Annotated in this window: 12 protein-coding genes; 8 read left to right on the top strand and 4 right to left on the bottom strand. The window is 67.9% G+C overall.

Annotated features, from left to right (window positions below):
* Nucleotides 1-30 precede the first annotated feature (30 nt).
* On the top strand, nt 31-963 hold the full coding sequence (locus POS15_RS03755) for a phosphate/phosphite/phosphonate ABC transporter substrate-binding protein (protein WP_139146270.1): 933 nt from the start codon (nt 31-33) through the stop codon (nt 961-963).
* Nucleotides 960-3086 (top strand): EAL domain-containing protein, encoded by a 2127-nt coding sequence (locus POS15_RS03760; RefSeq protein ID WP_070425552.1) that lies wholly within the window; start codon nt 960-962, stop codon nt 3084-3086. Before POS15_RS03755 ends, POS15_RS03760 begins: the two co-directional genes overlap by 4 nt.
* Here the strand turns inward: POS15_RS03760 and epmB are convergent, their stop codons facing one another.
* Nucleotides 3087-4091, bottom strand: coding sequence for an EF-P beta-lysylation protein EpmB (epmB, locus tag POS15_RS03765; protein WP_284129017.1), 1005 nt, complete (start codon nt 4089-4091; stop codon nt 3087-3089).
* Nucleotides 4092-4217: 126 nt separating this feature from the next.
* Between epmB and efp the strand changes: the two genes are divergently transcribed.
* From efp to POS15_RS03790, 5 genes are all read left to right on the top strand, one after another.
* On the top strand, nt 4218-4787 hold the full coding sequence (gene efp, locus POS15_RS03770) for an elongation factor P (protein ID WP_019182820.1): 570 nt from the start codon (nt 4218-4220) through the stop codon (nt 4785-4787).
* 253 nt (nt 4788-5040) lie between these two features.
* Nucleotides 5041-6384, top strand: coding sequence for a TRZ/ATZ family hydrolase (locus tag POS15_RS03775; protein ID WP_284129018.1), 1344 nt, complete (start codon nt 5041-5043; stop codon nt 6382-6384).
* Nucleotides 6385-6400: 16 nt separating this feature from the next.
* Complete coding sequence (gene ubiG, locus POS15_RS03780) at nt 6401-7132, top strand: bifunctional 2-polyprenyl-6-hydroxyphenol methylase/3-demethylubiquinol 3-O-methyltransferase UbiG (protein ID WP_284129019.1); 732 nt, start codon at nt 6401-6403, stop codon at nt 7130-7132.
* Entirely contained in the window at nt 7125-7808 is a 684-nt protein-coding gene (locus POS15_RS03785) for a phosphoglycolate phosphatase (RefSeq protein ID WP_284129020.1), read from the top strand. The genes ubiG and POS15_RS03785 overlap by 8 nt, the downstream gene beginning before the upstream one ends.
* An 18-nt stretch (nt 7809-7826) precedes the next feature.
* On the top strand, nt 7827-8534 hold the full coding sequence (locus POS15_RS03790; RefSeq protein WP_284129021.1) for a squalene/phytoene synthase family protein: 708 nt from the start codon (nt 7827-7829) through the stop codon (nt 8532-8534).
* Nucleotides 8535-8611: 77 nt separating this feature from the next.
* Here POS15_RS03790 and POS15_RS03795 read toward each other — a convergent pair whose 3' ends face one another.
* From POS15_RS03795 to yidD, 3 genes are read right to left on the bottom strand one after another with little or no spacing between them, the layout of a single operon-like run.
* The gene (locus POS15_RS03795; RefSeq protein ID WP_026069721.1) at nt 8612-9454 is read right to left on the bottom strand and encodes a M23 family metallopeptidase; all 843 of its coding nucleotides are present in this window, start codon (nt 9452-9454) and stop codon (nt 8612-8614) included.
* Entirely contained in the window at nt 9454-10800 is a 1347-nt protein-coding gene (locus POS15_RS03800) for a dihydroorotase (RefSeq protein WP_046273205.1), read from the bottom strand. Before POS15_RS03800 ends, POS15_RS03795 begins: the two co-directional genes overlap by 1 nt.
* Complete coding sequence (gene yidD / locus POS15_RS03805; protein ID WP_019182827.1) at nt 10801-11058, bottom strand: membrane protein insertion efficiency factor YidD; 258 nt, start codon at nt 11056-11058, stop codon at nt 10801-10803.
* Nucleotides 11059-11330: 272 nt separating this feature from the next.
* Here yidD and dksA point away from each other — a divergent pair, with 272 nt between their 5' ends.
* The gene (gene dksA, locus POS15_RS03810) at nt 11331-12602 is read left to right on the top strand and encodes an RNA polymerase-binding protein DksA (protein ID WP_284129022.1); all 1272 of its coding nucleotides are present in this window, start codon (nt 11331-11333) and stop codon (nt 12600-12602) included.
* Nucleotides 12603-12637 lie beyond the last annotated feature (35 nt).

Here is a 12637-nt window from a genome sequence, read left to right on the forward strand (position 1 = left end):
CGGGTAGTCTGTCTCGATTCCTTGGGGGGAGTGATGGGCTTGTCGGGACTGCGAAGGCTGCTGCAGAGCGTACTGCTGTGTCTGGCCATCGCCGCGATGACCGGTCCGGCGTTTGCCGGACCCGCCCATGTCCTGGTGCTGGGACGGATCAGCGACGACCCGAGGTCACACTATGCGCAGCTGCAGCCCCTGCTCGATTACGTGATTCCGCGCCTGCACGACGTCGGCATCACCGAAGGCCGGATCCTGATGGCGCGTGATACCCAGCAGATGGGCAGCTACCTGCGCCGCGGCCGCGTGGACTGGGTGACCGAGACCTCCGGCACCGCCGTCGCATTGGGGCTGCGCAGCGGTGCCAGGCCCTTGCTGCTGACCGAGCGCAGCGGCGTGCGCGAGTACCACACCGTGTTCTTCGTGCGCCGCGACAGCCCCATCCAGACGCTGGAAGCACTACGCGGGCATACCCTGGCCCTGCAGAACACGGCCTCCACCAGCGCCTACCTGGTGCCGGTAATGACCCTGTTGCAGCATGGCGAGACACCGGAGATTCTCTCCTCGCTGGGCGATGTCGCCGCCCCGGACACCGTCGGTTACGTCTTCGCGCGTTCGGAAGCGAACATCGCCACCTTCGTGCACAAGGGCCTGGTGGATGCCGGTGCGGTGAGCAGCGTGGACTGGTCGGATGGCAAGCGCATTCCGGCCAACTTCCTGCGTGATTTCCGGGTCATCCATCGCACCGAACCGTATCCGCGTGCGGTGGAGATGGTGCGCGAGGGGCTGGATCCGAAGGTGCGCGACCGGCTGCAGCAGGTGCTGCTGGATGCCGCATCCGATCCCCAGGCGCAGCCGGCATTGAAGACATTTTTTGGTACTTCCGGGTTCCACCGGGTGGATGCGCAGATGCAGCACCGGCTGGATGAATTGAAACAAGGCTTGACGCGCGTGCGGATGGAAGTGGAATGAGTCGCTTGGGTTCGGGAATGCAGGCCCGCTTCGTGCTGGCGATGGGCGGCGCGATGCTGGTCGTGGTGGCGATCGTGGCCGTGGTGCTGGGGCGCCAGGCGACGATGCAGGACGAGGTGCAGCATCTCAGCGGCACGGTCATCCATGACCTGTTCGACCGCAGTGTGCGCAGCCGTGGTGAAGCACTGGCCCGCGAGTTGTCCGATGCGCTGGCCAACCCGCTGTACTACAACGACCTGGAGCAGGTCGGGGCGCTGGTGCGCAACACCTCGCGGCAGCAGGTGGTGCGCTATGTGCTGGTGTTCGACGAGAACGGCAGGCTGATCCACGACGGCACGGTGGACGTGCTGGAGTTCGGCCAGCCGATGACCGACCCGCTCGCCGCCGGTGCCGCCGGCGCGCGCGAGCTGGTGGTCCAGCAGTCGCCCAAGGTGCTCGACAACGCGATGCCGATCATGATCGGCAACCAGCGGATCGGCGGGGTGCGCGTGGGCATGGCGCTGGACGATGTGCAGGCCATGGAGCAGCAGGCCAACCAGACCCTGGGCGACCGCCTGCAGCAGGTCGGCAAGCGCCACCTGGGCTGGCTGCTGCTGATGCTCGGGCTGCTGGTCGGGATTGGTGCGGTGGTGATCATCTACGTGCAGCGCACCCTGGTGACGCCGATCCGCTGGCTGGCCGGGGCGGCGCGCCAGATCGAGGCCGGTGACTACACCCTGCAGATGCCGGAGATCCGGCGCCAGGATGAAGTCGGTGAGCTGATGCGTGCATTCGGTCGGATGAGCCAGGCGATCGCCCGGCACGACCGCGAAGTGCGGCACATGGCCTATACCGATGCCCTGACCGGGCTGACCAACCGGCTGGCATTCCGCGAGGCGCTGGACCACCGGCTGATGGCCGCGCGGGCCTCCGGCCACCGGCTGGGCCTGCTGTTCGCGGACATGGACGACTTCAAGCGCGTCAACGACACGCTCGGCCACGAGGCCGGCGACGAGGCGCTGCTGCAGTTCGCCCAGCGCATCAGCGCGGCGGTGGCCCAGGCCGGTGGGGACGAGGCGCTGTTGGCGCGCTTTGGCGGCGATGAATTCGTGATCCTGATCGGGGAGGGCGATGTCGCTGCCGGGGCCCGCGAACTGGCCGAGATCCTGGTGCGCGAACTGGGCAAGCCGCTGGTGGTGCAGGGCCGGGAGCTGTTCCTGGGCTCCTCGATCGGCGTGACCCTGTTCCCCGATGACGCTGCCGACGCCACCACGCTGCTCAAGAACGGCGACATCGCGATGTACCAGGCCAAGATGGCCGGCAAGAACTGCTACCGCTACTACAGCCGGGCGATGGACCATGCGGTCGAGCGCCGCGTGCACATGGAGCAGGAGCTGCGCGGTGCCTGGGAGCGGGGCGAGCTGCGGCTGGCCTACCAGCCGATCTTCCGCACCCGCGACCGCCGCATGGTCGGCGTGGAAGTGCTGCTGCGCTGGCAGCACCCGACCCTGGGCACGATCCCGCCGTCGGTCTTCATCGAAGTGGCCGAGCAGAGCGGGCTGATCGAAGTGATCGGCCCCAAGGTGCTGCGCGCGGCCTGCACCGAGGCGGTGCAGTGGCCGGTCGGGGGCGATGGGGAAGGGCTGTTCGTTTCGGTCAACGTCTCCCCGCGGCAGTTGCGCGGCGGCGAACTGCCCACGCTGGTCGCCGACTGCCTGCGCGACACCGGCCTGCCGGCCTCGCGGCTGCACCTGGAGCTGACCGAAACGGCGGTGATCGGCGATGAAATGCTGGCCGCCGCCCTGCTGGACAAGCTGCACCGGACCGGCGTGAAGGTGTGGCTGGACGATTTCGGGACCGGTTTCTCCGGCCTGAGCCACCTGCGCCAGGTGCCGGTGGACGGGGTCAAGATCGACAAGAGTTTCGTGGCCGACATGCAGCGCGATGCGGACGACCTGGCCCTGACCACGGCCATCATCGCCATGGCCCATGCCCTGGGGATCACCGTGGTGGCCGAGGGCATCGAGCAGGAAGTGCAGTTCGACCTGCTGGCCCAGCGCGGTTGCGACCTGGCCCAGGGTTACTGGCTCAGCCATCCGGTCAGCGCGACCGATGTGGTGCAGCTGCTCGAATCGGGCAGCTGATCAGACCGGGCGCTTGCTGCTGTCGCCGGAGATCTCGCGGACCAGCTTGGGCACCAGGTAGCCGGACAGGCGCGCAGTGAGCTGCGCATGCAGGTCCTTGGCGGTGTCGTCGGCCACTTCGAAATGGGCCACGCCCTCGACCCGGTCCACCTGGTAGAGGTAATAGGGCAGCACGCCGGCGGCGAAGCTGCGCTCGCTCAGTGCCTGCAGCGCCTGGATCGAATCGTTCACCCCGCGCAACAGCACCGCCTGGTTGAGCAGGGTGGCACCGGCCGCGCGCAGGCGCGCCATCGCGGCATCCACCGACGCATCGAACTCGTTGGCATGGTTGGCATGGATCACGAACGCCACCGGCCACGGCAGCGAGGCGATCCACTGCACCAGTTCGTCATCCACGCGTTCGGGCAGGACTACCGGCAGGCGGCTGTGGATGCGCAGCCGGCGCAGGTGCGGAATCTGCTTCAGCGCCGCGGTCAGCTCGACCAGCTTGTGCGTGGCCAGCGACAGCGGATCGCCCCCGGACAGGATGACCTCATCGATGTCCGGGTCCTGGGCGATCGCGTCCACCGCATCACGCCAGCCCTCGCGGGCGGCGTTTTCGGTGCCGTAGTCGAAATGGCGGCGGAAGCAGTAGCGGCAATTGATCGCACAGCTGCCGGTGGTGACCAGCAGGGCACGGCCGCGGTACTTCTGGATGACCCCGGTGGCCTTCTTGGCCGCACCGTCGCCGACCGCATCCAGGCTGAAGCCGGGCACGACCTTCAGCTCGTCGGTGATCGGCAGGACCTGGCGCAGCAGGGGGTCATGGCGGTCGCCGTGGCGCATCCGGGCCGCGAAGCCCTGCGGTACGCGCACCGCGAACTGGCCGGCCGCCTTATCCGAGACCCCCAGCGCCACCGGATCCAGCCCCAGCTGCCGCAGCAGCTCGCGCGGGTCGCGGATTGCCTCGCGCCACCGTTGCTGCCAGCGGACGGGGGCGGCCAGGGGCGTGGCGGAAAGCTGCATGGAATGGGGGCCTGCGGTTATCATGTGGGTCAGAAATATCGAGTCACCCCACCGGTGTCGGTGGGATTTCCCATTCTATCCGGCTCGCCGCGCCTGCGCGGCGTTTGCCCATTCAGGAGTTTCAGCATGGCCACTGTTGGCATGAACGACGTCAAGAACGGGATGAAGATCCTGGTCAACAATGAACCAGCGGTCATCACCGAGACCGAATACGTCAAGCCGGGCAAGGGCCAGGCCTTCACCCGCATGAAGTACCGCTTCATCAAGTCCGGCCGCGTGGTCGAAATGACCATGAAGGCGACCGATGACGTGGAGAAGGCCGACGTCGTGGATACCAACATGGACTTCATGTACAGCGACGGCGAGTTCTGGCACTTCATGGACCCGGAATCCTTCGAGCAGGTCCAGGCCACCAAGGCCGGCATGGGCGGCGCGGAGAAGTGGCTGAAGGGCGAAGAGTCCTGCATCGTCACCCTCTGGAACGGCGAGCCGATCTTCGTCCAGCCGCCGAACTTCGTCGAGCTGAAGATCACCGAGACCGATCCGGGCGTCCGTGGCGACACCTCGGGCGGCGGCGGCAAGCCGGCCACCCTGGAAACCGGCGCGGTGGTCCGCGTGCCGCTGTTCGTCAACCAGGATGAAATCATCAAGGTCGACACCCGTTCGGGCGAATACTCCGCACGCGCCGGCAAGTAATCCGGCAAAGCCGGATTACGGTAGAGCCGACCGCTGGTCGGCTGCGGGACCGGCCAGTCACCGCACCGGGTAGAGCCGACCGTTGGTGGGCTGCAGTACCGACCGGCCACCGCACCGTGTAGAGCCGACCGTTGGTCGGCTGCGGTACCCACCGGTCACCGCACCCGGTAAAGCCGACCAACGGTCGGCTCTACCCCCCAAGCGTCCCGGTCGCCCACGCCTTCGGGTCGTCCGCCCAGCACAGTGAGCACGCATGACCGACACCGCCCGCATTCCCGAAGCCTGTGACCTGTTGATCGAAGCCGGTTACGTGGTCCCGATCGAACCGCATGCGGTGGTGCTGGAAGACCATGCCGTGGCCGTGCGTGGCAGCGAGATCATCGCGATCCTGCCGCGGGCCGAGGCGCGTGCGCGTTTTGCCCCGAAGCAGACCGTCTCGCGCCCCGATGCGGCGCTGATGCCGGGCCTGGTCAACGCGCACACCCACAACCCGATGACCCTGCTGCGGGGCGTCGCTGACGACCTGCCGTTGATGGTCTGGTTGAAGCAGCACATCTGGCCGGTGGAAGCGGCGGTGATCGGACCGGAATTCGTGGCCGACGGCACCACCCTGGCCATCGCCGAGATGCTGCGCGGCGGCACCACCTGCGCCAACGAGAACTACTTCTTCTCCGACGTCCAGGCCGCCGTCTACAAGCAGCACGGGTTCCGTGCGCTGGTCGGCGCGGTGATCATCGATTTCCCGACTGCCTGGGCCAAGACCGACGACGAGTACTTCGCCAAGGCCGGCGAACTGCACGACCAGTGGCGCAACGATCCGCTGATCGGCACCTCGTTCGCGCCGCATGCGCCGTATACCGTCAACGACGCCAATTTCGAGCGCGTGCGCATGCTGTCCGACCAGCTGGACATGCAGGTCCACCTGCACACGCATGAAACCGCGCAGGAAATCAGCGACTCGCTCAAGCTGCACGGCCAGCGCCCGCTGGCGCGCCTGGACCGGCTGGGCCTGGTCAACGACCGCCTGATCGCCGTGCACATGACCCAGCTGACCGAGGCCGAAATCCACCTGTGCGCCGAGCGCGGCGTGAGCGTGGTGCACTGCCCGGAATCCAACCTCAAGCTGGCCTCCGGCTTCTGCCCGGCGTGCGCGCTGCAGCGTGCGGGCGTGAACCTGGCGATCGGCACCGACGGCTGCGCCAGCAACAACGACCTGGACATGTTCAGCGAGAACCGCACTGCGGCGATCCTGGCCAAGGCCGTCGCCAATGACGCGACCGCGCTGGACGCGGCCACCACGCTGCGTGCGGCCACGCTGGGCGGCGCGCGCGCGCTGGGCTTCGGTGACCGCATCGGCTCGATCGAAGTCGGCAAGCAGGCCGATCTGGTCTGCGTGGACCTGTCCGCACTGGAAACCCAACCGCTGCACCATGTGCTCTCGCAGCTTGTGTATGCCGCCGGCCGCCATCAGGTCAGCGATGTCTGGATCGCCGGCCAGCCCAAGCTGGTCCAGCGCGAACTGGTCGGCATGGACACCGCGGCGATCGTCGCCAACGCGCGCCAGTGGCGCGAGCGTATCCGACACATCCGTGCTTGATGCACCAAGGATCCCCATGAACACCCCCCATGCGTCCACCAATTTCGATCAGGCCGAACTGGACAAGTTCGCCGCCCTCGCCAACCGCTGGTGGGACGTCGACGGCCCGCAGAAGCCGCTGCATGCCCTGAACCCGGTGCGCCTGCAGTACGTCGCCCGGCGCGTGACCCTGCGCGGCGCCCGCGTGCTGGATATCGGCTGCGGTGGCGGCCTGCTCAGCGAAGCGCTGGCCAAGGAAGGCGCGGACGTGACCGCGATCGACCTGGCCCCGGAGCTGGTCAAGGTCGCACGCCTGCACGGGTTGGAGACCGGCGTCACCGTCGACTACCGCGTGCAGGCCGCTGAAGACCTGGCCGCCGAACAGCCGGGCAGCTTCGACGTGGTCACCTGTATGGAAATGCTCGAGCACGTGCCGGACCCGGGCGCGATCATCGCCGCCTGCCACCGCCTGCTCAAGCCCGGCGGCCAGCTGTTCCTCTCCACCGTCAACCGCACCCCGGCCGCGTTCGCCGTGGCGATTGTCGGCGCCGAGTACGTGGCGCGGTTGCTGCCCAAAGGCACGCACCACTACCAGGATTTCATCAAGCCGGCCGAGCTGGGCAAGTGGCTGCGCGAGGCCGATTTCGACCTGCGCGATGTCAGCGGCATGGCCTATGAGCCGTGGCGCAACCGTGCCCGCCTGAGCACGCGCACCGACATCAATTACCTGGCCCACGCGGTCAAGCCGGACGACGTCGCACGTGTCTGAGGCCGGTTTCCCGCCGGCGGTGCTGTTCGATCTGGACGGCACCCTGCTGGACAGCGCGCCGGACATGCTGGCCACCGCCAATGCGATGCTGGCCGCCCGCGGGCGCGCGCCGATCACCCTGGACGCGCTGCGCCCGGTGGTCTCCAAAGGCTCGCGTGCGATGGTCTCGGTGGCGTTCCCCGCGCTGGGGCAGGTCGAGCGCGATGCGCTGGTGCCGGAGTTCCTGGAGCGCTACGAAGGCCTGATCGGCCAGCACGCCGTGTTGTTCGACGGCATCGCCGGCATGCTCGAGGCGCTTGATGCGGCCGGCTGTGCCTGGGGCATCGTCACCAACAAGCCCGAATACCTGGCCCGGCTGATCGTGCCGCAGCTGGGCTGGGAACAGCGCTGCAAGGTGCTGATCGGCGGCGATACCCTGGCCCAGCGCAAGCCGCATCCGCTGCCGCTGCTGATCGCCGCCGAACGCATGGGCATCGCCCCGGGCACCTGTGTCTATGTGGGCGATGACGAGCGCGACATCGTCGCCGCCAACGCCGCCGGCATGGCCTCGGTCGCCGCGTTGTGGGGCTACCGGCTGGACGCCGACGATCCGCTGGCGTGGGGTGCCGATACCCTCGTCGCACTGCCCGAACACCTGCAACATGCCAAGGCGTGGCCGCTTCCGCGCACGCTCTAGCCTTTCAAGGAATACATCGTGAGTACTTCCAGCGCCCTGGACAGTTTCCGGGACAAGTGGCGGACCCGCTGGCCCGAGTGGCAGGTGGCCGAACGCTTCGTTCCCGAGCGCCAGCGCACCCTGGTGGTGGCGTGGTTCTCGCTGCTGCAGGAGTTCGACGACATCCTCAACACCGCCGGCGACCCGATGCCCTCCGACGCCAAGCTGGCGTGGTGGGGCGAGGAACTGCGCAGCTGGTCCGTGCAGCGCTCGCGCCATCCGCTCGGCCGGGTGCTCGAGCCGGTCCGCGCGCCGTGGGCGCAGCTGGCAGATACCCTGCCGGACCTGATCGAAGCGCGCGCGGTACCGGTTGATCCGGCCCAGGCGCTGCGGTCATTGCAGGCCTATGCGGCCGCAGTGGCCGCGGTGGAAGCGGTGATGTTCCAGACGCCGGCGCGTGGCGATGTCGCCACCCCGGTGCTGGTGCAGACCCTGGCCCAGCGCCTGCACGAGAGTGGCGTCGCGGCCATTCCGCGTTCGCTGCTGGCCGAGGACGACAGCGCCGCGCCACGCCGGTGGGCGCAGCAGCTGCTGGCGAAGTGGCCGGCCCGGGTCGCAGGCCCGCGCCCGCGCCGTCTATACGCCGCCTTGGCGCGCGCCCGGCAGAAGACCTGGGCGCAGGACCGCCAGTACCAGGCCACGCCGATGCGTACGCTGTGGCTGGCCTGGTGGGCGGCGCGCGGCTGACTGTTTCTGGCGGGTGCGGACCTTGGTCCGCACGCTCTGTGCGATCGTGCCGACCAGGATCAGCACCCACCACAGCGTTACTTCCGTTCCAGCACCAGCAGCGGATCGATGCGGGTATCGAACCAGTTCATGCCCCAATGCAGGTGCGGCCCGGTCGCGCGGCCGGTCGCGCCCACGGCGGCAATCACCTGACCCTGTTCAACGCGGTCGCCGACCTTCACGTCGATACGCGACAGGTGCAGGAAGTTCGAGCTGATCCCGAAGCCGTGATCGAGCAGCAGCGTGCCACCGGTCAGATACAGGTCGGGGCCGGCGAAGGTGACCACGCCCGCCGCCGGTGCCTTCACCGGGGTGCCGGTCGGCACCGCGATGTCCATGCCCGAATGGCCTGAGCCGGGCTGCCCGTTGTAGACGCGCGCATTGCCGAAGCGGCCGCTGATCCGGCCCTGGACCGGCCAGATGAAGGCCTGTGCGAAGTCGGCGCGGTTGTCATCGCGGGCACGCGCGGCGGTGACCTGGGCCTGCTCACGCTTGATCCGCTCGGCGATCGCCGGGGGCGGATTGACCGTTTTCGGCGGTACGCCGTTGACCCGCTCGGTCGGCCAGTCGCGGGGGGTGACCGCAATGCTGACCGTCTCGCTGCCGCCGTCCGGGCGCTTCACCTGCACCTGCAGCGGGCCCTTCTCATCGCGGCCGATGCCGAACACCACGCTGCCGTACCCGCTCACGCGCAGGGTGCGGCCGCCGTACTGCACGACGCTGCCGGCCGGCACCTTGCCAATCACCATCGCGCCCTGCGAGGCACTGGCCGGGAACACCACGCGCGCCTCGGCCTGGGCCATGACGGGCGAGGGCAGCAGACTGCCCATCGCCGCGACGCCGGTGGCCGCCAGGGCCGCACTCAACAACCGTGCCCGCATCAGCGGTCGAAGCTCATGCGCTGGCCATTCGGCGAGCCCACCAGCTTCTCGCCATCCCATGCCAACTGCCCGTTGACCCAGGTCGAGGCGATGCGCGAGCGGAAGGTGGTGCCCTCGAACGGCGACCAGCCGCACTTGGAGAGCACGTCTTCACGCTTGACGGTGAAGGGCACGTCTTCGACCAGCACCAGATCGGCAAAGTAGCCCTCGCGCAGGTAACCGCGCTGGCTGACGTCGAACAGCTGCGCCGGCGCATGCGCGAACTTCTGCACGACCTGGGTGATCTCCAGCTTGCCTTCGTGCACCAGCTCCAGCGCGGCCACGAGCGCGTACTGCACCAGCGGCAGCCCGGACGGCGCCTGTGCGTAGGGCTTCTGCTTCTCTTCCCAGGTGTGCGGCGCATGATCGGTGGCGAGCACGTCGATCACGTCATCGGCCACGGCGCGGGTCAGCGCCTCGCGGTCGCTGGCTTCCTTGATCGCCGGGTTGCACTTGATCAGGTTGCCCAGGCGCGCGTAATCGCTGCGGTCAAAGCGCAGGAAATGGATGCAGGTTTCGGCGGTGATCTGCTTGCGGCTGCCATCGGCGCGGATCAGCGGGCCACGTTCGAACAGGGCCAGCTCATCGGCGGTGGAGATGTGCAGCACGTGCAGGCGGGTGCCATGCTTCTTCGCCAGCGACACGGCCAGCTCGGAGGACTTCAGGCAGGCCTCGCGCGAGCGGATGTCCGGGTGCTGCTCGGCACTGAGGGCATCACCGTACTTCTCGGCGTACTCCTTGGCCTTGGCGTCGATCATCGGCGTGTCTTCGCAGTGCGTGATGATCGGCGTGGGCGCATCGCGGAAGATCGCATCGAGCGTTTCCGGGTTGTCCACCAACATGTTGCCGGTGGAGGCACCCATGAAGACCTTGATGCCCGGCGCCGTCTTGGGGTCCAGCGACTGGATGTGGGCCAGGTTGTCGTTGCTGGCGCCCATGTAGAACCCGTAGTTGGCGCGTGCACGGCCGGCGGCGGCATCGTACTTGGCCTGCAGGATCTCGGCATTGAGCGTGGGCGGGTTGGTGTTGGGCATGTCCATGAAGCTGGTCAGGCCCCCGGCGACGGCCGCGGCCGATTCGGTCGCGATGTCGCCCTTGTGGGTCAGGCCGGGCTCACGGAAATGGACCTGGTCGTCGATCATGCCGGGCAGCAGCCAGCGGCCGGCGGCATCGACCACGGTTTCGCCCGGACGGGCGTCCAGGCCGGGGCCGATCTGCGCGATGCGGCCATCTTCGATGCGCAGGTCGCCCTGGGTGATGGTGCCTTCGTTGACCAGGCGGGCGTTGACGATGAGCGTGGAGGACATTCAGTGTTTTCCTGTGCAGCGGCAGGCGGCGTCGTGCGCGGCGCGCGGCGGCACCTCGTCGATACCGCCGGGATGGAAGGGATGGCAGCGGCCCAGCCGGCGCGCGGCCAGCCAGCTGCCGCGCGCGGGGCCATGGGTGGCGATGGCTTGCATGGCGTATTCAGAACAGCTGGGCATGAAGCGGCAACGCGGCCCCAGCAGCGGGCTGATGAAGCGCTTGTAGAAGCGCAGCAGGGCGATGAGCAGGCGTGAGATCACCCCCCAATCTTATTCCAGTTGGCATGAAGGCCGCATTTGTCGCAGGATGGGGCGTTGGACCCGTCCGCACCCACGCGCGCGACGGGCCGCCCCGGCGGTGTCGCCGGGTCAGGTACCGAACTGCGCACGTCGGCCCGCCAGCCAGGTGGACCGGTCGCACGCCTTGCGACTCCGGGGCTGAACGGAGTAGGCGGTGTGGTTGCTGCTGCTGGTCGGGTAGGCTATAAAGGCCCGCTTTCCCGGGCCCCGGGGAATCCAAGGAAGAGCGTTTCGTGGCTGCTAAAAAAACTGCAAAGAAGGCCGTCAAGGCCGCCAAGAAAACCGCCAAGCCTGTTGTAAAGAAGTTGGCGGCCAAGTCCGTTGCCAAGAAGCCGGCCGCCAAGCCGGCGGGCAAGCCTGCATCCAAACAACCGGCTGCCAGGACGGCACCCGTCAAGAAGGCGGCCAGCAAGTCGCCCGCCAAAGCCGTCAAGAAGGCGGTCGCCAAGAAGCCTGCTGCCAAGACGGTGGTGGCCAGGAAGACCGTCGCCAAGAAGGTCGTTGCCAAGAAGTCGACGGTCGCCAAGCCGGTTGCCACGCCCGCCAAGCGCGCGGCGGGCAAGCCGGTGAGCAAAGCGCCCGTCAAGAAAACCGCTGCCAGCAAGACGGCGGCCAAGAAGACCGTGACGCCTGCTGCCGCCAAATCGGCATCCAAGCCGGCACCGGCGAAGAAGACCGCGGTCAAGCAGGCACCGGCCACGCCGGTGAAGGCCAGCAAGACCGCCAGCAAGCCCGTGGCATCCAAGCCGGCCGCCAAGCCGGTTGCAGCACCCGTAGTGAAGTCCGCACCGAAGCCGGCATCGCCGGCCCCGGCCAAGTCTGTCCCGGCCAAGAGCGCGGCCAAACCTGTCACCCCTCCGGCCTCCGCGCCGGCGCCGGTCGCAGCCGCCCCCGCCTCCAAGGCCCCGCAAAACAAGAATCCCGTGCCCGTTTCGAAATCGCCTGCAAAAACCCCCGCCAAGTCCGAGTCCGCCCCCAAGCCCGTGTCCCGCCCGGTCGGCAAGGTCGCCGTTGCCGTGGCAGCGCGTTCGGCCGCCCCGGCCCCGCGCACCAAGGTGAAGGTGGTGGAATACAAGACTGACGAAGCCACCGGTCGTCCGATCCTGCCCGACGGTTACAAGCCGAGCGCGGAAGAGGAATACATGAGCCCGCTGCAGCTGGAGTACTTCCGCCAGCGCCTGCAGCACTGGCGCAATGATCTGGTCGAGGAATCCAAGCAGACCATCGCGAATCTGCAGGAAGAAGTGCGTGACATCGGCGATGAGGCCGAGCGCGCCACCCGCGAGACCGAGAACTCGCTGGAACTGCGTACCCGTGATCGTTACCGCAAGCTGATCGGCAAGATCAACAGCACGCTGAAGCGTCTGGAAGACGGTGACTACGGTTTCTGCGTGGATACCGGCGAAGAGATCGGTCTGGATCGTCTGGAAGCCCGTTTGACCGCTGAGCGCACGATCGATGCGCAGGAGCGTTGGGAGCACCTGCAGAAGCAGCAGGGCGACTGATCGCGCTGTTGGCGTTGGTGTTCTACGAAAAAACC

The organism is Stenotrophomonas sp. BIO128-Bstrain, from assembly GCF_030128875.1.
Lineage (GTDB): Bacteria > Pseudomonadota > Gammaproteobacteria > Xanthomonadales > Xanthomonadaceae > Stenotrophomonas > Stenotrophomonas bentonitica_A.

Excerpts from the sequence above, each read along its gene's own strand:
- POS15_RS03795 (WP_026069721.1), bottom strand. The coding sequence starts at position 9,454 with ATGCGGGCACGGTTGTTGAGTGCGGCCCTGGCGGCCACCGGCGTCGCG.
- POS15_RS03775 (WP_284129018.1), top strand. The coding sequence starts at position 5,041 with ATGACCGACACCGCCCGCATTCCCGAAGCCTGTGACCTGTTGATCGAA.
- ubiG (WP_284129019.1), top strand. The coding sequence starts at position 6,401 with ATGAACACCCCCCATGCGTCCACCAATTTCGATCAGGCCGAACTGGAC.
- POS15_RS03760 (WP_070425552.1), top strand. The coding sequence starts at position 960 with ATGAGTCGCTTGGGTTCGGGAATGCAGGCCCGCTTCGTGCTGGCGATG.
- epmB (WP_284129017.1), bottom strand. The coding sequence starts at position 4,091 with ATGCAGCTTTCCGCCACGCCCCTGGCCGCCCCCGTCCGCTGGCAGCAA.
- POS15_RS03800 (WP_046273205.1), bottom strand. The coding sequence starts at position 10,800 with ATGTCCTCCACGCTCATCGTCAACGCCCGCCTGGTCAACGAAGGCACC.
- efp (WP_019182820.1), top strand. The coding sequence starts at position 4,218 with ATGGCCACTGTTGGCATGAACGACGTCAAGAACGGGATGAAGATCCTG.